The 16,872-nt window shown below is 67.1% G+C and carries 15 protein-coding genes, 3 pseudogenes and 1 riboswitch; of the genes and pseudogenes, 7 read left to right on the top strand and 11 right to left on the bottom strand.

What is annotated here, in order from left to right; all coding sequences use genetic code 11:
- Window positions 1-86: 86 nt before the first annotated feature.
- Window positions 87-551, bottom strand: a complete 465-nt coding sequence (locus tag LOC57_RS04255; protein WP_227912062.1) for a MarR family winged helix-turn-helix transcriptional regulator — start codon at window positions 549-551, stop codon at window positions 87-89.
- A 1-nt stretch (window position 552) separates the two neighbouring features.
- Window positions 553-2,298 carry an MDR family MFS transporter gene (locus LOC57_RS04250; protein WP_269440250.1) on the bottom strand — a complete coding sequence of 582 codons (1,746 nt, stop codon included), beginning with the start codon at window positions 2,296-2,298 and terminating at the stop codon, window positions 553-555.
- A 577-nt stretch (window positions 2,299-2,875) separates the two neighbouring features.
- Here LOC57_RS04250 and LOC57_RS04245 point away from each other — a divergent pair.
- The 3 genes from LOC57_RS04245 to LOC57_RS04235 all read left to right on the top strand — a co-directional run bounded on the left by LOC57_RS04245 (window position 2,876) and on the right by LOC57_RS04235 (window position 6,684).
- Window positions 2,876-3,691: an alpha/beta fold hydrolase gene (locus LOC57_RS04245; protein ID WP_229958318.1), complete on the top strand. Its 816-nt coding sequence runs from the start codon at window positions 2,876-2,878 to the stop codon at window positions 3,689-3,691.
- Complete coding sequence (locus tag LOC57_RS04240; RefSeq protein ID WP_229958317.1) at window positions 3,684-5,234, top strand: ATP-binding protein; 1,551 nt, start codon at window positions 3,684-3,686, stop codon at window positions 5,232-5,234. Before LOC57_RS04245 ends, LOC57_RS04240 begins: the two co-directional genes overlap by 8 nt.
- Before the next feature lie 67 nt (window positions 5,235-5,301).
- On the top strand, window positions 5,302-6,684 hold the full coding sequence (locus tag LOC57_RS04235) for a DUF2254 domain-containing protein (protein ID WP_229958316.1): 1,383 nt from the start codon (window positions 5,302-5,304) through the stop codon (window positions 6,682-6,684).
- A 159-nt stretch (window positions 6,685-6,843) separates the two neighbouring features.
- On the opposite strand, the pseudogene LOC57_RS04230 reads toward LOC57_RS04235, so the two are convergent.
- Together LOC57_RS04230 and LOC57_RS04225 are read right to left on the bottom strand one after the other, a co-directional pair.
- Window positions 6,844-7,593: pseudogene (locus tag LOC57_RS04230) on the bottom strand (sulfite exporter TauE/SafE family protein); the annotation flags it as partial.
- Between the two features lie 62 nt (window positions 7,594-7,655).
- A pseudogene (locus LOC57_RS04225) lies at window positions 7,656-8,127 on the bottom strand (rhodanese-like domain-containing protein).
- A gap of 121 nt (window positions 8,128-8,248) precedes the next feature.
- Between LOC57_RS04225 and LOC57_RS04220 the strand changes: the two are divergent.
- Complete coding sequence (locus LOC57_RS04220) at window positions 8,249-8,506, top strand: metal-sensitive transcriptional regulator (protein WP_227912411.1); 258 nt, start codon at window positions 8,249-8,251, stop codon at window positions 8,504-8,506.
- 71 nt (window positions 8,507-8,577) lie between these two features.
- Here the strand turns inward: LOC57_RS04220 and LOC57_RS04215 are convergent, their stop codons facing one another.
- Window positions 8,578-9,975 (bottom strand): MBL fold metallo-hydrolase, encoded by a 1,398-nt coding sequence (locus LOC57_RS04215; RefSeq protein ID WP_229958314.1) that lies wholly within the window; start codon window positions 9,973-9,975, stop codon window positions 8,578-8,580.
- A 171-nt stretch (window positions 9,976-10,146) separates the two neighbouring features.
- On the opposite strand from LOC57_RS04215, the gene LOC57_RS04210 reads away from it, so the two are divergent.
- A complete protein-coding gene (locus LOC57_RS04210) occupies window positions 10,147-10,335 on the top strand; it encodes a hypothetical protein (protein ID WP_227925765.1) in 189 nt (62 codons plus the stop codon).
- Window positions 10,336-10,383: 48 nt separating this feature from the next.
- Entirely contained in the window at window positions 10,384-10,944 is a 561-nt protein-coding gene (locus LOC57_RS04205) for a GNAT family N-acetyltransferase (RefSeq protein WP_227912041.1), read from the top strand.
- 56 nt (window positions 10,945-11,000) lie between these two features.
- Here LOC57_RS04205 and thiD read toward each other — a convergent pair.
- The 5 genes and pseudogenes from thiD to LOC57_RS04180 form a co-directional block, all read right to left on the bottom strand.
- Window positions 11,001-11,808, bottom strand: a pseudogene (gene thiD / locus LOC57_RS04200) (bifunctional hydroxymethylpyrimidine kinase/phosphomethylpyrimidine kinase); the annotation flags it as partial.
- Complete coding sequence (gene thiE, locus LOC57_RS04195) at window positions 11,796-12,482, bottom strand: thiamine phosphate synthase (RefSeq protein WP_227912037.1); 687 nt, start codon at window positions 12,480-12,482, stop codon at window positions 11,796-11,798. The gene thiE and the pseudogene thiD, both read right to left, overlap by 13 nt.
- On the bottom strand, window positions 12,479-13,300 hold the full coding sequence (thiM, locus tag LOC57_RS04190; RefSeq protein ID WP_442860148.1) for a hydroxyethylthiazole kinase: 822 nt from the start codon (window positions 13,298-13,300) through the stop codon (window positions 12,479-12,481). The genes thiE and thiM overlap by 4 nt, the downstream gene beginning before the upstream one ends.
- A riboswitch (TPP riboswitch) is annotated at window positions 13,292-13,381 on the bottom strand. It overlaps the preceding gene by 9 nt.
- 44 nt (window positions 13,382-13,425) lie before the next feature.
- A complete protein-coding gene (locus LOC57_RS04185; RefSeq protein WP_229958311.1) occupies window positions 13,426-14,547 on the bottom strand; it encodes a saccharopine dehydrogenase family protein in 1,122 nt (373 codons plus the stop codon).
- Complete coding sequence (locus tag LOC57_RS04180; RefSeq protein ID WP_227912034.1) at window positions 14,544-14,954, bottom strand: VOC family protein; 411 nt, start codon at window positions 14,952-14,954, stop codon at window positions 14,544-14,546. The genes LOC57_RS04185 and LOC57_RS04180 overlap by 4 nt, the downstream gene beginning before the upstream one ends.
- Before the next feature lie 80 nt (window positions 14,955-15,034).
- Here LOC57_RS04180 and LOC57_RS04175 point away from each other — a divergent pair, with 80 nt between their 5' ends.
- Complete coding sequence (locus tag LOC57_RS04175; protein WP_227912029.1) at window positions 15,035-16,165, top strand: serine hydrolase domain-containing protein; 1,131 nt, start codon at window positions 15,035-15,037, stop codon at window positions 16,163-16,165.
- Between the two features lie 20 nt (window positions 16,166-16,185).
- Here the strand turns inward: LOC57_RS04175 and LOC57_RS04170 are convergent, their stop codons facing one another.
- Complete coding sequence (locus tag LOC57_RS04170) at window positions 16,186-16,827, bottom strand: maleylpyruvate isomerase N-terminal domain-containing protein (RefSeq protein WP_229958308.1); 642 nt, start codon at window positions 16,825-16,827, stop codon at window positions 16,186-16,188.
- Window positions 16,828-16,872 lie beyond the last annotated feature (45 nt).

The raw sequence follows: 16,872 nt of genomic DNA, 5'->3' as shown, positions 1-16,872 counted from the left end.
CGCGCCGGCGGCGCCCGCGGTGGGGCACCCGCTGGGCCCGCAACCCCTTTGGTGCCCGCCCACTGCTGCACTGTGTTCCCTAAACCTCAGGGACGCTCATTGAGCTTGGTCAGCAGGTCCGCGAGCTGCTGCACCTCGGCCGGATTCCACGTTTCCAAACGGCCCCGCAGGCGGGATCGCTTAGCCGAATGCGAGGACTCGAACCGGGCCCGTCCCTCGGGGGTCAGGTCCAGGAGCTGGGCCCGCCCGTCAGAAGGATCCGCGCGCCGGCACACCAGGCCCAGGGCCTCCAGCTGTGAGACGGTCCTGCTCAACAGCGCCTTGTCCACCTGCAGGGCTTCCGCCACCGCCCCCTGCTGGCATTCCGTGCCCTGGTACAGGGTCATCATGACCGTGAACCCGAGCGGCTGCAGCGAGGGGTGGACGGCCAGGGCTGCGTCCTTGAAGGTCCGCCGCGTTGCGGTCAGCATGTGTGCAAACTGCCGCTCGACTGCCGCGATCGAGGACTCCATGGTCGCCTCAGCGGCTTCCTCGGCCGCCGGCGTCGTCACGCTAGTTCTCGCGCTTTCCGGCAGGAACATCCGGATTCTGGCCGGCAGCGGCCTGCGCATCCGCGGTGATCCGATCTGTGGTGTCTCCCGCGGTGTGCTCAGCGGTTTCGAGGGCTGCTTCGCCGTCGACGGCGGTGGTGGCACCCTTCGATTCCGCCTGCATCTTCTCGTGCCGGGTCATGCTGCCCAGTTCCAGGTTTGGCAGGAACAGCACGGCCAGCAGCGTGAGGAGGCCCAGCGGAGCGGCGATCATGAAGATATGCGCAACGGAGGAACCGTAGACGGATTCCACGATTACCCGCACCGGCTCCGGCAGGGCGCTCACAGCTGGGATGGCCCCGGAAGTCAGGGAAGCGGCAACTTCCTTGCCCTGTTCGCCCAGCGACATGATGGCGCCCATCAATTCGCCCTGCTTTTCCGCCATCCGGTCGGTGACCTGGGTGGCAAGCACGGCGCCCAGCGCCGAAACGCCGATGGTGCCGCCGATGGTGCGGAAGAAGTTGATGCCGGAGCTGGCCACACCCAGGTCACGGGTGGGGACATCGTTCTGCACTACCAGCACCAGGTTCTGCATGACCATGCCCACGCCGGCACCCAGCAGGAACATGTAGAGGGAAACCAGCCAGAAGTTGGTGTCGTATTCGATGGTGCCCATCAGCACCAGGGCTACCGTGAGGATGACCGCACCGGAGACCACGTAGGCCTTCCACTTGCCGGTCTTGGTGATCATCTTGCCTACGAGGGTAGAGACGATCAGCAGGCCGCCCATCATCGGAATGGTCATGATGCCGGACATGGTTGCCGAAGCACCGCGGGCCAGCTGCATGTACTGGGACAGGAACACAGAGGTGCCGAACATTGCCACGCCGACGGCGAGGGAGCCGATCACCGAGAAGGTGAAGGTGCGGTTACGGAACAGGGTCAGGGGGATGACCGGCTCGGAGGACTTCAGCTCCACGAACACAAAGGCGGCCAGGCCCACCAGGGAACCGCCCACCATCCATGCGGTGGCAGCACTGATCCAGTCGAAGTCGGTGCCCACCAGGGAGACCCAGATCAGCAGTACCGAGACCGAAGCGGCCAGCAGGATGATGCCGGCGTAGTCAATGGTGACCTTGCGCTTCTTCAGGGCGGGCAGGTGCAGGGTCTTCTGAATCATAAAGAGCGCGACGGCGGCCAGCGGCACCGCGACGTAGAAGTTCCAGCGCCAGTTGACGGAGTCGGTGATGACGCCGCCGATCAGCGGGCCGCCCACGGTGGACAAAGCCATCACCGCGCCGAACAGGCCCATGTAGCGGCCGCGCTCACGCGGGGAAATGATGTCCGCCATGATGATCTGGGTCAGCGCGCCCAGACCGCCGGCGCCGATGCCCTGGATCACGCGCATGGCGATCAGCCAGTCCGTGTTCTGCGCAAAGCCTGCCGCGGCACTGGCGACAATGAAGATGATCAGTGCCAGCTGGACCAGAACCTTGCGGTTAAGCAGGTCGGCCAGTTTGCCCCAGACCGGAGTGGACACGGCGGTGGCCAGCAGGGTGGCGGTGACCACCCAGGTGAAGGCGGCCTGGTCGCCTTCGAGGTCGGAAATGATCACCGGAAGCGAGGTGCTCACCACGGTGCTTGCCAGCATCGAGACGAACATGCCCAGCAGCAGGCCGGTCAGGGCCTGGAGGACTTCGCGGTGTTTGCGTTTTGCCGCGGCTTCAGCCTCGGCGCGGGCATCCTGCAGGGCAGGGGAGACGGACATGCACACTCCAAAAGTGGTTGACGGATGTCAAAGGTTGATTTAAGTCAACGATACGCCGCCGCCCGGTGTGCGCTGTACATATCCGGCGCCAGTGTGAGGGAACTAATACCCATTCGTAGGCAAGTTTCCAGGGATCGGTGGCGAGGGCCGCAGCACTGGCCCCGGCGGTGCCGCTTCCTACCAAACCGCTGATTTGGCTGTCCTTGCGTTAAACCTGCGCCTTTCTTGAGAGTTCCGTGCAAGTATCGGTGCCCCGTGGGAGGTAGAGACCCCGCGGAGTGGCGGTGCCGTTCTGTGCCCCGCGCGCGGTGGGCTCCGTCTGAGAAACGGAGCCCTCCGCGCAAAACCCTGTCCCGGCCAAAACTGCCGATTTCGTTGCCGTGCGGCAGTCTGCAAGAATTTCAGCGGGGATAAGCGTACTTACCAAGTGCGTCTCCACTGCCGGCCTCTCATCGGCAGCAGGCACAGTCTCAACGTAAGGTCTCTACTTCAATGCGTACCGCTGTCCGCAGGCTCTCCGCCGCCGCGAGCCCCTGCGCTTCGCTGCCCTTTTCCCGCCAAACCTTTCGGCGGCAGCATGAACGCTGATGCAGTCATCCGGAGAAACAACGTCCGGGTGCTTGGACGCCCCGACGGCCCGGTGCTCGTGCTGGTACAAGGCTTCGGCTGCGACCAGGTGGTCTGGGACCCGATCCTGCCGGAATTCACCGATACCCACCGGGTGGTGCTGCTGGACCACGTCGGCACGGGCGGCGCGGATCCGGAGGCCTACGACCCGCTCCGGTACGCATCCCTGGAGGCGTACCTGGCAGACCTGATGGAGGTCCTGGAGGTCCTGGACCTGCAGGACGCGACCATTGTGGGCCACAGCATCGCGGGCATGATGGGATTGTCCGCAGCCACCCGGACCCCGCGGATCGGACGGTTGGTCCTGCTGGGCGGTACGGCCCGCTATCTGAACGACGACGGTTATGTGGGCGGTTTCGAGCCCGCAGAAGCTGAGGAGCTGCTGCGCTCCGTGGACGCGAACTACCCGCTGTGGGTGGCGGCCGTCGCGCCGGGAGTGGTGGGCAAGGAACCCGGCTCCGGCCTCAGTTCATACTTTGCCGACCGGCTGTGCCGGTTGCACCCGGACTATGTCCGCGACTTCCTGCAGATGTCCCTGGCCGCGGACGTACGGCACCTGCTGCCCCGGGTGCAGGTCCCGGCACTGGTCCTGCAAACCCGGGATGATCCGCTCAGCCCTGCGTCGGCCTCCAACTATCTGTTCGAACATCTTCCCGCCGGCACCCGCACGATGCTGGCGGTCCGGGGAAACCTGCCCCATCTCAGCGCACCCCGCCTGACGGCGCAGGCCGTCCACGACTTCCTGAAGACGGAACGACATGCCTAACGACTACGAGGCCCATTTCCACGAAGCGGCTTCCGGATATCTCGTCCTCGAAACGGACGGCACGATCCTGGACGTCAACCGCAAGCTGCTGTCCTGGACCGGGCATACGCATGAACACCTCCTGGGCGGCAGCATCCTTGACCTGCTGCCGGTGGGGGACCGGGTGCTGTTTGCCTCCCACGCAGTGCCGCAGCTGGCGGTGGCCGGCTGCTTCAACGAGATGGCCGTGGAGCTGATGGCTGAGGACGGCAGCCGGATTCCGGTGCTGCTCTCCGGTGTCCGTACCCCCGGAGCCGGCGATGACGGCGACGCCGGCCCGGACCGGATTTCCGTATTCCATGCCTCGGAGCGCACACGCTACGAGCGGGATCTGGTGGAGGCCCTGCGGAAAGCCGAAGCGGCCGACAAGGCCCGCGCCGCGGCAGAGGCAGAAGTGCGAAAGAACCAGAAAGCCCTGGAGGAAAAAGACGCCATCCTGCAGGAAAACCTGGCCGCGAGCCGGAAGAGCCAGGCGCTGCTGGAAACGATCCTGAACGCCGCCGACGTCGGCCTGCTCGTCCTGGACGCACACGGCGAAAAAGTGCTGGCCAACACGCACCTCATGTCCACCTGGGGCCAGATCATGGGGGACACGGAGGTCTTCGATCGAGGCAGGATCCTCTTCGGTCCGGACCGGGTGACCCCCGTCCCAGCCCTCGAACGGCCCGTACGCCGTGCCGTCGCGGGCGAGTCCTTCTCCGACGAAGTCGTCTGGTTTGGTCCCGGCAGCGGCAACCAGCTGGCCCTGAACATTTCCGCCCGCCCCATCCGGACGGACGAAGAGCTCACCGGCACCGTGATCGCCTTCACCGACGTCACCCGATTGGTGCACGCCGTCACCGCGCAGGACGAATTCGTCGCCAGCGTCTCGCATGAACTGCGCACCCCGCTGACCTCGATCCTGGGCTACCTGGATCTCGCCCTGGACGAAGAAGGGCTGCCGGAGCACGTCGGTGCGGCATTAAAGGTTGCACTCCGCAATGCAGAACGCCTGCTCGGCCTCGTTTCGGACCTGCTGTCCGTGGCGTCCGGCAATACCAAGATGGAGCGCCGGCCGGTGAACCTCGCGGAGGTGGTGCGGGCCGGCATTGTGTCGGTTGCGCCCAAAGCCCGGTCCAACCTGGTGGAGCTGCAGCCGGACCTGCCCGAGTCCCTCACTGCTGATGTGGACCCGCACCGGCTGGCCCAGGTGGTGGATAACCTGCTGTCGAATGCGGTGAAATATTCGCCGGGCGGCGGCATTGTCAGCGTGCGGCTGTGGCAGGACGCGGGGAATGTGCTGCTGGAAGTGGCAGACACCGGGATCGGCATGAGCCAGGCCGAGCAGGAACAGGTCTTCACGAAGTTCTTCCGCAGCCGCGGGGCGGTGGCCTCGGCGGTTCCCGGCGTCGGGCTGGGCCTGGTGATCACCAAGAACATTGTGGAAGCGCACGGCGGTACCCTGACCTTCACCAGCGCGCCCGGACGGGGGACGACGTTTACGGTTTCCCTGCCCCAACCCTGAGTGGAAGCGGCGCCGGCTTCCGGGCAGACTGAAGGTACGCGAAAGTCCCACCTTTAGAGAGGCTCCGATGGCTCAGCCAGCCCACGGTTCCACCACCGCCGCACCCGGTCCGCGTGTTCCCGAGCCGCGGTTCCGGATCACCCGGGACGGACTGCGCGCGTCCATGTGGTTCTGGCCGAGCTGTGCTTCCCTGGCGGCGCTGCTGGTCACCCTGCTGCTGATGCCGGTCCGGCCGGGCGACGACGTGGCCTGGGCCCGCTGGATCTGGCCCACCGGCGTCGACGCCGCGTCCAGCCTGCTGCAGACCGTGGCCACCAGCGTGATGACCGCCGCGACCGTGACCTTTTCCCTGACCGTGGTGGCGCTACAGCTGGCTTCACAGCAGTTCTCGCCCCGGCTGCTGCGCGAATTTGCCCGCGACGTACGCACCCAGGCGGTCCTGGGCGTGCTGCTGGGAACGTTCCTCGTCAGCATCACCGGCTTGCACGGGATGGACGCGGACCGGCCGGTGCCCGTGCTGGTGGTGGGCCTGGTCTACGTGCTGGGCATCGCCTCCGGGATTGTGCTGCTGCTCTTTATCGGGCACATTGCCCGGTCCCTGCGGGTGGACACCATGATGCGCAGCGCGCACCAGAGCTGCCTGGCCGTGCTCCGCGACACGTATCCGCTCTCCGAAACGGGCGAGGTGCAGGAATTCCCGGTGCCCGACGGCGGCACCCTGGTTCCCGTGGGCCGCAGCGGGATTGTGCAGACGGTGGACTGGAAGCCGCTGATGGCCGCCCTGGAAAAGCACGGGCTGAAAATGCGGATTATGGTCCAGCCCGGCGACCACGTGACGCTCGGCTCCCCGGTGGCCCGGGTGTGGGTCGACGACGGCGGCACCGTGCCGCTTGCAGCGGTCCGGAACGCCTTGGCCGAGTCCCTGGAAATCGGGTACGAACGCACTCCCGAACAGGATGCGGCGCTGGGGCTGAGGCAGCTGACCGACATTGCGGTGAAGGCCATCTCTCCGAGCATCAATGACCCCATCACTGCAGCCCATGCCACCGGGTACTGCGCGGACCTGCTGGTGGACCTGCAGCGTCGCCGGCTGGGACCCGAAGCACACCAAGACGCCCACGGGGTGCAGCGCCTGGTCACCGACGGCCGGGACTACCGCTATTTCCTGGACCTGGTCTGCGGCCCGGTGCGCCGCTTTGCCCATTCCGAACCTATTGTGCTCACCGCCGTGCTGCGGCTGCTGCGCGACTGTGCGGCCACCGCCGTGAACGAATCGCAGCGGGCGGAGCTCCGCCGGCAGAACTCGCTGGTACTTGAGACCGCGCGCAACCAGATGGTGGCTGCCGACGACGAGGAGATCCGTGACATGGGCCGCCGGGTGGAGGAGGCGCTCGCGGGGAACCTGACGGCCGCTTTCACCGACCGGGCCGGCGAGACCCGGTCGGTCTAAAAGGGCTCGCCGAGGTTCCCACGGAGTGTGGCTGCAAGGCGGTCAGCACGGCGAAAAGGCAAAACTTACCGATATTCGGCTTCAAAACGGTAAATTTTGCCTTTTCGATTCCCGGGACGGCCCCCGTGCCGGCTTGGGACGCGCCTAGCGCAGGCCCAGCAGCTCCTGGGCCAGGACGAACATCCCCATGACCAGCACAAAGATGCCGAAGCCGCGCCGAAGTGCGGCTTCCGGAATCTTTCCGGCCAGCCGGGCGCCGATGAGGGAGCCGAGGACGGCCAATACGGTAACTGCGCCTACCAGCGGCCAGTTAAGGTTCACGGTGGTGAGGTAGCCGCCCAGTCCGGCCAGCGACTGCAAGGAAATCACCACCAGCGACGTTGCGACGGCGGCTGGCATGGTCAGCCCGCCCAGCAGCGCCAGCGCGGGCACAATCAGGAAACCGCCGCCTGCACCCACCAGTCCTGCCACCAATCCGATGACCAGCCCCATCAGCAGTACCTTCGGCGCCGGTTGCTCGCCCGTCCGACTGTCGGCCGGGGCACCCCTGCGGCCGCGGATCATGGCCACGGAGGCAGCCAGCATCATGGCGGCGAACGCCACCATCAGGACGGTCTCCGGCAGGCGGCCTCCCACCTGGCCGCCGCCGAAGGCGCCGACCATGCCGGCCGCGCCGAACAGCAGCCCGGTGCGCCACATCACCCTGCCCTTGCGGGCATGCCCGAGGACACTCACCGCGGAAGTCGCGCCGACAACGAACAGCGAGGAGGCAATTGCCTCGCGGGGATTCAGCCCGGCGACGTAGGTGAGTATCGGCACGGTGAGGATGGACCCGCCACCGCCGAGCAGGCCGAGCGAAAGCCCGATCAGCACGGAGAGCAGCAGGGTTGCCGCGAAGGCGACTGTCATGGAACGGTCCTTAAAGAGGGAGGAACAAGAGAAAGAGGGAGGAACAAGAGCGGAAACACCGCTTAGCGGACGGCGGGCAGCTGGGCGATGGCCGAGGAGGCCCTGGGATCGGCGGCGCTCTTGTTCCAGGGCATCTTGGACAGGGCCTGGCCCAGCCATGCGGACCTGGCGTTCCAGCGACCAGCGCCGGGCGCCCCGGACGACGACGCCGCCGGCCGCTGCGAAACCGGGCACGCCGTCCTTCAGGACCCTGGCGGTGTCGATGCCTGCAGCGTCCAGGTGCTTACGGGCCTGTTCGGCGCGGACGCCGGACTGGCAGACCAGTACAACCCGGCTGCCCAGGCGTTCGGCCAGCTCCGTGGTGTGTTCGGACAGCAGAGGAAGCGGGACGTTGTAGGCCCCGCGGATGTGCAGGGATTCAAATTCTGCGGCGGACCGGACATCCAGGATGACCAGGTCCTCATGCGCGCTGATCCATTCGCGGAGGGTGGCGGCGTCAAGTTCAGCAACGGCGGGGGTGGGCGCGGAGGCCATGGCGGTCTCTTTTCGGGTGGTTGGAGGAGGTTCCGGAAGCTTTCCAGGAGGGGCCGGGCCCAGTCCTGCTAAAACCCCGGGGGGTATAGTTGGGGAAGAATTCCACGTGAAGGAGAAGGTTATGCAGCTCGACACCACCGAACTCGCACCCGTTGTCAACAGGCTCAAGCGGGCACAGGGCCAGCTGGCTGCAGTGACCCGGATGCTGGAGGAGGGCCGGGACTGCAAGGACATCGTCACGCAGCTCGCTGCCGTCTCGAAGGCCCTGGACAAGGCAGGGTTCGCGATCATCGCGTCCGGCCTGGAACAGTGCCTGACCAATGAGGACGGATCCATGGACAAGAAGGACCTGGAAAAGCTCTTCCTGTCCCTGGCCTAATCCGGTGTGAAGGGGATGCTCCGCGATGCGGGGCACCCCCCCTTTTTGCGTGTGTTGCCTGCAGGCGGCGGTTAGGCCTCCTGGGCGTCCTTCCACTGCTTCCAGCCGGCGTAACTGCCCTCGAGCTCGACGACGTCGAACCCTGCGCGGCGCAGCGTGCTGGCGGCCACCGAGTTGCGTACACCGCTCTGGCAGTACGTCACGATGCTGCCCCCGGCCGGCAGCTGGTCCTGGTTCCACAGGACCCGCCCGGCGCTGAGCTGGCTGGAGCCGGGGATGTGGCCGTCAATGTGTTCGGTTTTGTTGCGCACATCCAGTACCAGTGCGGCATCGAAGCCGGCCAGGTCTTCCGGAAGGATGCGCTGCGGGTTGTAGGAGGGCAGGCCTTCGAGGCTGGTGGTGTAGCCGGCTACCTTGTCGATGCCCACACGGACCAGGTGGTCCCACATTTCGCGGGCGGCTGCGGCGTCAGCGGCGAGGAGGACCAGCGGGCGGCTGTCCGTTTCCGGGTCCACGGCCCAAGCGCCGAAGCTGGCGGTCTTGTTGCCTGCAGGGATGTTGACGGAACCGGCCACGGTTCCCGCATGCACGGCGGTGTGGGGGCGGGTGTCCACAAAGGTGATCCCGGTCTCCTCGAGGCCGCGCGCGACGTCGTCGGCCGTGAGTTCTTCCAGCTCGGGACGTTCGCCCATGACGGCAGGGCCCTGCCGGTTTTCACGCTTCATCCGGCCGAAGTAGGCGTGGGCATCCGGCTGGCCGTTGAGCAGGTCATCCACGAAGCCCTGCTCATCATTGGCTGCCAGGTACGGCCCCCACCAGGAGCAGAGCCGCTCGTAGCCCACGGTCGTGGAGGGCAGGGCGCCCAGGGCCTTGCCGCAGGCGCTGCCGGAGCCGTGCCCCGGGTAAACGGCGATGTGGTCCGGGAGGGTGAGGAACTTCTGCTGCAGGCTGCGGCAGATCTGCCGAGCGCCCTCGAAGCGGGTGTCCACTCCGCCGGCGGCCTCATCCAGCAGGTCCGGCCGGCCGAGGTCGCCGGAGAACACGAAGTCGCCGGAAAGCAGGTAACCGGGGTCCTTGCTGAAGGCGCCGTCGGTGACCAGGAAGGAAAGGTGCTCCGGGGTGTGGCCGGGGGTGTGGACGGCCTTGAGGGTGATGTTGCCCAGGGCCACGGTGTCGCCGTCGTGCAGGCGGTGGGCCTCGAAGCGGTACTGCCAGTGGGTGCCGCCTTCGCCGGAAACATACATCTCGGCACCGGTGGCGGCGGCCAGTTCGCGGGTGCCGGAGAGGTAATCGGCGTGAATGTGGGTTTCCGTCACTGCAACAATGCGCATGCCGTTGGCGGCGGCTAGTTCCAGATAGGGGCTGATGTCCCGGCGGGCGTCCACCACCACTGCCTCGCCCTTGCGCTGGCACCCGATGAAGTAGCTGGCCTGGGCCAGATCCTCGTCGTAGATGCGTTCGAGCAGCATGTTGCCTCCTTTGTGTTGCGGTTAGACACCCCCAGGGGTATCCGATCTGCTTCAACCGTAATACCCATGGGGGTATGCCAGCAAACCGAACGACGCCGTTTTGCATACCCCCGGGGGTACCTGCCAGGATGATGGAACAAGTGCTTTAGCAAGTCGAAAAAGGAGTTCAAAATGTGCCGAGCAGTCAGCTGCCGCAAGTGCGGCAAGACCACCTGGGCCGGATGCGGCAACCACGTGGACCAGGTCATGAACAATGTGCCCAAGGCGGACCGCTGCACGTGCAGCACCAATGCCGCGACGTCCGTGGGCGCCCAGGCGGGCGGATCGAGCTGGCTCGGAAAGCTGTTCGGCCGCAAGTAAACGCACCAATACCGGGAATGCCGGCGCCGGGCGTGGCAAGCTATGCCCATGGAATCCAGCACCGGCATCCCGCCCTGGCCCTCGACCGACCCGCAGTACGGCAATGTGCGCCTGCGGGCTTTCCGCGATGAGGACGCCCCAATGGTGATGGAGATGGCCCGGGACGAGTACTTTCCCACCGTCGGCAGCCTGCCCGCCAACGCGGACCACGAGCAGGCGCTGGAGTGGCTGGAGCGGCAGCGGCAGCTCCACGACAAAGGATCGGGTTTCTCCTTCGCCATCACCGACGCGGAGACGGACACGGTAGTGGGACAGGTCGGCCTGTGGGGCTGGGAACTGCCGCACGGCCGCACGCAGGCGGGCTACGGAATCATCCCCGCTGCCCGCCGCCGCGGCTACGCCGGAAACGCCCTGCGCGCGGTGGCGGAGTTCGCCTGGTCCATTCCCGAAGTGCAGCGCATGGAGCTGTACATCGAGCCGTGGAACGCCGCTTCCATCCGCACCGCCGAATCCGCCGGTTTTGAGCGTGAAGGCCTGCTGCGCAGCTACATGGTGATCGCCGGGCAGCGCCGGGACCTGCTGGTTTTCTCGTCGCTCAGACAGCCTTAGGCTACGGAGTGGCTGCCGTCGCCCGGCATGTCCGCCAGGCCGCGGGCCCACACCCCGTGGAAGTGATTGACGGGTCCATGGCCGGTCCCGACGTCCAGCTCATCAGCGGTTTCCAAGGCCTCCTGCAGCCAGGTCTTGGCCGCCTGCAGCGCCACTTCCCAATTCCCGGACCGCGCATACAGCGTGGCGAGTGCGGAGGACAGCGAGCAGCCGGTGCCGTGCGTGTTCACGGTGTCCACCCGGGCCGAGCTCACCTCGGCGGTGCGTACCGCGCCGTCACCGCCGATGCTGACCAGCGCATCCGGGGCCGCCGGGCCGGCAAGGTGACCGCCCTTCACCAGCACCGCCACCCCGTGGGCCCGCGCCAGGCGGACGCCCTGGCCCAGCGCCTCGTCCCAGCTGCCGGCGCAGGCGTCCCCCACCAGTACCGCGAGTTCGGGAAGGTTGGGGGTCACCAGATGCACCCCGCCCAGCAGCCGCCGCATGGCATCCTCGGCATCGGCGTTCAGCAGCCGGTCACCGCTTGTGGCAATCATGACCGGATCCAGCACCACGGGGCGGACGGACGGCAGTCAACCATTCAGAGACGGCCTCAATAGTTTCCACAGTGCCCAGCATGCCGATCTTCACGGCGTCAATAACGACGTCGTCGCTGACGGCGGTGAGCTGCTCGCGGAGGAACGCCACCGGAGGCGTGTGCACCGAGCGCACGCCAACGGTGTTCTGCGCCACGAGGGCGGTGATTACGGCCATACCGTAGCCACCGGTGGCCGCAATGGATTTCAGGTCGGCCTGAATGCCGGCTCCGCCCGTGGGATCGGTGCCGGCAATGCTCAGCACCCGGGGGACTTTCACCGGTTCCATGCCGCCACCAGTTCCTCTGCCGCCCTGCGGGGATCAACAGCAGCGCAGACAGCTGAAACCACGGCAATTCCGGAAGCGCCGGCGGCGCGCAGCGCAACGACGTCGGCGGGCTGGATCCCACCGATCGCAACGCACGGCAGCGGCGAGGAGGCAGCGAAGGATTGGAAACCGCTTATTCCCAACGGTTCGGGGTGGTCCGGTTTGGTGCTGGTGGGCCGGATGACGCCGGCACCCAGGTAGTCCACGGTCCCGGCGGGGAGCGCGCCAACGGCAGCCAGATGCCGCTCCGTGTTGGCGGTCAGCCCGACAACGGCGTCCGGTCCCACCAGCCGCCGCACCGCGCCGGCGGGCAGGTCGCTTTGGCCAACGTGCACCCCGTGCACTTCGGCGCCCGCGGTCCGGGCAGCCAGGTAAATGTCCACCCGGTCATCAACCAGTACCAGGGCGCGGTCCCCGATGGCTGAAGCCACGGCCAACACCAGCTGGTAAAAGTCGGCAGCGGAAGCCTGCTTTTCCCGGACCTGCACCGTCCGGATGCCGCCGGCCACGGCGGCCCGCACGGTTTCGGTCACGCCCCGGGCCCCGCACAAGAGGGTGTCGGTAACGAGGTAGATGCCGGTGTTCCGCGCACCTTCGCGGAGGCGGCCGGAGTCCGGGAAAGATGCAGTGTTCACGCGGCGGCCAGCCGTTCGGCTACGAGCTCCGCATCCAGGTGCCAGAGGGCGTCGAGGAAGATCGGAGCGAAGCTGCCCGGGCCGGACGCGGAGGCTGCGGCATGCTCGGCCGCCACGGTATAGGCCGCAGTGGCGGCGGCCGCCGCCACCAGCCCGCCGCCGTCGGGCCCGGCGTCGCCGGCAACCGCAAGGAACGCCGCGGTAACCGCGCCAAGGGCGCAACCGCCGCCGGTGACCTTAGTGAGCAGGGAGGTCCCGTTGCTCAGCCGCAAGGTGTCCGTGCCGTCAGTGATGACATCGGTGGCGCCGGAGACGGCCACGATGCAGCCGTACTTGGCTGCAAGCAGGGACGCGGCAGGCAGGGCGTCCTCGGGGTTATCGGTGGCGTCAACACCGCGACCGCCCGAGCCGAGCCCGGCGAGGGCCATTATCTCCGAGGCATTGGCGCGGACGGCGGTGGGGCGCAGGGCCAGCAGTTCCGAGGCCAGGGCGGTGCGGACCGGAAGGCTGCCCACGGCCACCGGGTCAAGCACCCAAGGCGTTCCGGCGGCATTGGCTGCTTCGGCGGCTTCGAGCATGGCTGTGCGCTGGTCGGCATGCGGAGTGCCAAGATTGATCAGCACGGCGGAAGCAACCCGGGCAAACGGGCCCGCCTCGCCGGGGATATCCGTCATGGCCGGGGCGGCGCCGAGTGCCAGCAGCACGTTGGCAGTGAAGTTGGTGACCACGGCGTTGGTCAGGCATTGCACGAGCGGCGGTTCGGCGCGCAGGCGCGACAGATGGTTGGAAACGGTTAACGGTGTCAGGCGAATAGTCATCCACGACATCCCTTCGCTAGTTCTAACTAGATCAGGTTCAACGGGTTTCATCTCAGCCTTACGGCACCCCGTGTCACTGGAACCGACTCTACGAGCACGGCTGGGGAAAGGCAAAGGGGCGGTGCCTATGCCCGGCGGCCCTCCACCGGCACCAGACCCAGGCCGGCGCAGCCGCTGGCCAGATCCTCGAGGCCGAAGGCGCTGAGGGGACTGGCCACACCCGGGTCCAGGTCCTGCCGGTCGCGCAGCTGCTCCGCTCCCCAAGCGATCAGCTCACCGGTCAACGTGTAGACATTGGGCCCGGTGAGCTGCACGGCCGAGAGCAGGCTTCCGTCCCTCCCGGTCACGGCGGCCACCACCTGTGTACGGGTTTTTGCGCGCCGGGCGCTGTCCGGTCCGCCGGGTTTCCCGATCAGGGGAGCGGACAGGTTCTCCAGCAGGCGGCGGCCCCGGGCCGACTTTCCGATCGCATGGCTGGCTGCGGATGCCAGGCTGATTGCCCGGCTGAGGGAAGGGAACCAGCCGTTGTACACCGACACGCTATCCAGCTGGGGGAAGGCATCGGGTAGGAACAGGACTTCCGTTCCGGGAACCAGGAAGCCCGCTTTGTGTCCCCGGCGGGAACCGCTCACCGGGAAAACATGGACATCTGCTGCCGCCCGTTCTTCCACCAGATGCCCGTCCCTCAACCGCACTGCGGGCAGGAACAAGCCGTCGCGCATGGTGGTCCGGGTACCCTGGCTGAGCCCTGGACTCAGCGCGCCCGCGGTGAAGTATCCGACGTCGAGCCTCCGTCCGGCTTCTCCGGCCTGCTGCGCCGCCAGGGCGCCGGCCAGGATGCCCGGTACGTAGTCATATCCGAACGCAGGCAACAGCACGGCGCCGGTTTCCTCTGCCTGCCGTCCGAACCGCTCCTGCAGGGTGCGGACAAACCCCACCTCGCCGGTGGTGTCGATGTAGCGCGCACCGGCCTGCACGGCAGCTTCCGCCACCCCCAGGCCGAACCGTTCAAAGGGCCCCACGGTGGTGATCAGCACGTCGCCGGGATTCAGCAGCCGCCGGATACTGCCGGTATCGCCGGCATCTGCGGCAGTGAACTCCAACCCGCCGTGGTCCCGCGCCAGGGAAGACAGTGCGGCGGTATTGCGTCCGGCGAGGACGGGACGCACGCCGCGCCGGATCAGCGCGTCCAACACCAGGGTGCCGGTATATCCGCTGGCACCGAGAAGGACGAGGCGGCCGCTCACTTCTGGTCCTGTGCCTTCGGTTCGTAGCCGATCAGCCAGTGCAGTCCGTATCGGTCAATGACCTGACCGTCCGAAGCGCCCCACGGCTTGGGGCCAAGCGGGTCCACGATCCGGCCGTCGGCCGCAAGCCGGCTAAACCAGCTATGCAGGAGTTCCGGTTCGCCGGTCCCGAGCAGGGAGAGCATGACCCCCTCCATCCGGACGTTCTGTTCCGGCCCGTCGGTATCTGCTCCGGCCAGGGCGACAGGGCCATCCAGGACTCCGTGCGCAACCGCGTCCGGCGCGCCGCCGCTGCCGAAGTCCCGGTTCGTATGCAGCGATAGCTCACCGCCGAACACTCCGGCATAAAAGGTGAGGGCTTTGCGCGCAGTGCCCGGAAACAGGACGTAAACCATGGGTGCCGTCATGCGGCACAGCATACGCTGCCGATACCGCTGCGGGGACCGTGGCCGTTGACTCCCCGGCATGGCCAGCGGACAGTGGACCCATGCCAGGCATCGGTGCACCGCTGTGGGACAAACTGTCCGAGACCGTTGAATCCGGCTGGTGCCCGGGGCTGGTGGCGGGTATCCGGCTTAACGGGCAGACAGAGATCTTCGCGACCGGTTCGCTGGGTGTTGGGCGGTCCGCGCCAATGGGCGAGGACACCCCGTTCCGCATTTCCTCATTGAGCAAGCTGCTGGGCGGCGCCCTGGCCCTGAGCCTGCTCGCAGACGGCACCCTGGAACTGGATGAGGACGTGTCCCGCATGTTCCCCGTGCTGGGGCACCTGCGCGTGCTCGCCACACCCGATGCGCCACTGTCCGTCTCGGTCCCCGCCCGCGGGCCGATCACCCTGCGTCACCTGCTGACCTTCACCGCAGGATTCGGCATCGACTTCGCGCCCACACCCTACGCCGCCGCCACCCGCGACCTGCTGTGGGGTCCGAACCCGCCGGACCTGACTCACGAGGAGTATCTGGCCCGCCTCGCTGCTCTGCCGCTGGCGCATCAGCCGGGGGACCTGTGGATGTATCACTCATGCGCGGACCTCCTCTCGGTGGTGATGGCCAAGGCCGCCGACAGCTCAGTTGGTCAGTTGCTGCAGGAGCGGGTCAATGGACCCTTCGGGCTCACCGGCACCGGGTTTCCTACCGGAAAGGACACGTTCCCTACCGTGTACGAGGCAGTGGACGGTCAATTGAAGGAAGCGGTCTCCTACCGGGACGCCATGGCAGCGCCCCCGATATTCGAATCACTGGCCGGTGGCCTGGTGTCCACCGTGCCCGACTATTTGCGGTTCCTGGCACAGCTGGCCGACGACGCCGTGCTGCCCGCGTCCCTGCGGCAGCAGATGACCGATGACCAGCTCACCTCCCCGCAGCGGACCGGCATGATCGAGATGTCCGGGCCGGATGAATCCTGGGGGTTCATGACCGCGGTGCAGACCGGGCCGGGCGCCCCGTGGTCCGAACCCGGGATGTGGGGTTGGGCCGGCGGTTCCGGCACCAGCGCCGCGGTGTATCCCAACGGCGACGCGGGTGTGGTTTTCACCCAGCGGTTTATGAGCGGACCGCAGGACAGCTTCGACTACTTCTGGGAACCGTTCGGTGCGCTGCGGGCGAGCGTCTGCCGGTAAGGACTATCACCAGGGCGCCGTCACCACGGATCGAGAGCCGGGGCGGCAGCCAAGGGCCCGCGGCCCGCAAGCCAGGCCATGAACATCCGCCGGTCCGAGGCCGAGGCAAGCCGCTCCGGAACCGTGGCCAGCAGCACCGGCAGGTCCCATTCCACGTATTCTTCGGGCCAGTCAGCCGGTCCGTATCCCAGTCCGAGGTCGGCATGGTGCATCTCCACTTCGCGCAGCCGGTGCGCCGGACAGGCCGCCACCCCGTAGTGCTCGCCGCCCAGGAAGTGTCCGTTGGGGAAACCTGCCTCGGCATATCGGGCCAGGACGGTCTCGAGCATTGTTTGGCTGTTCGCGAGATCGCTGATGATTTCCTGTGCGGACCTGCCCGCCCCGGCCTCGATGTCACCTTCCCGCTGCGCTGTGCCGCCCGGGTACTTGGGGACATCCCGGCCGTCGAGGGCGCCGTCGATCCGTCTGCCAAGGCCGTCGGCGTTGCGTGCCAAATGGGTGAGGACGTGTCCAACGGTCCAATCCGGCAACAGGCTGGGCCCGCGGACCTCGGCGTCGGTCAGGCCCGCCACCGAAGCCATCAGCCGCTGCTGCGCCTCGATGCACAGCTGGGCTGCGCGTTCGGGATTCGCGTCAAGGGTGAGATTCCCGTCAAGAGTCATGGGGCCACCAGTTTTCCTCCCTCACCGCCCGCGTTGGCAGTGACG

This window comes from Arthrobacter sp. zg-Y750, assembly GCF_020907365.1.
Classification (GTDB): domain Bacteria; phylum Actinomycetota; class Actinomycetes; order Actinomycetales; family Micrococcaceae; genus Arthrobacter_B.
Note: the sequence above shows the minus strand (reverse complement) of the source record. Positions and strands in the feature narration are given on the sequence as shown.

Excerpts from the sequence above, each read along its gene's own strand:
- LOC57_RS04250 (WP_269440250.1), bottom strand. The coding sequence starts at position 2,298 with ATGTCCGTCTCCCCTGCCCTGCAGGATGCCCGCGCCGAGGCTGAAGCC.
- LOC57_RS04205 (WP_227912041.1), top strand. The coding sequence starts at position 10,384 with ATGGAATCCAGCACCGGCATCCCGCCCTGGCCCTCGACCGACCCGCAG.
- LOC57_RS04210 (WP_227925765.1), top strand. The coding sequence starts at position 10,147 with ATGTGCCGAGCAGTCAGCTGCCGCAAGTGCGGCAAGACCACCTGGGCC.
- LOC57_RS04235 (WP_229958316.1), top strand. The coding sequence starts at position 5,302 with ATGGCTCAGCCAGCCCACGGTTCCACCACCGCCGCACCCGGTCCGCGT.
- thiM (WP_442860148.1), bottom strand. The coding sequence starts at position 13,300 with ATGACTATTCGCCTGACACCGTTAACCGTTTCCAACCATCTGTCGCGC.
- LOC57_RS04245 (WP_229958318.1), top strand. The coding sequence starts at position 2,876 with ATGAACGCTGATGCAGTCATCCGGAGAAACAACGTCCGGGTGCTTGGA.
- LOC57_RS04240 (WP_229958317.1), top strand. The coding sequence starts at position 3,684 with ATGCCTAACGACTACGAGGCCCATTTCCACGAAGCGGCTTCCGGATAT.
- LOC57_RS04170 (WP_229958308.1), bottom strand. The coding sequence starts at position 16,827 with ATGACTCTTGACGGGAATCTCACCCTTGACGCGAATCCCGAACGCGCA.
- LOC57_RS04220 (WP_227912411.1), top strand. The coding sequence starts at position 8,249 with ATGCAGCTCGACACCACCGAACTCGCACCCGTTGTCAACAGGCTCAAG.
- LOC57_RS04175 (WP_227912029.1), top strand. The coding sequence starts at position 15,035 with ATGCCAGGCATCGGTGCACCGCTGTGGGACAAACTGTCCGAGACCGTT.
- LOC57_RS04215 (WP_229958314.1), bottom strand. The coding sequence starts at position 9,975 with ATGCTGCTCGAACGCATCTACGACGAGGATCTGGCCCAGGCCAGCTAC.
- LOC57_RS04180 (WP_227912034.1), bottom strand. The coding sequence starts at position 14,954 with ATGACGGCACCCATGGTTTACGTCCTGTTTCCGGGCACTGCGCGCAAA.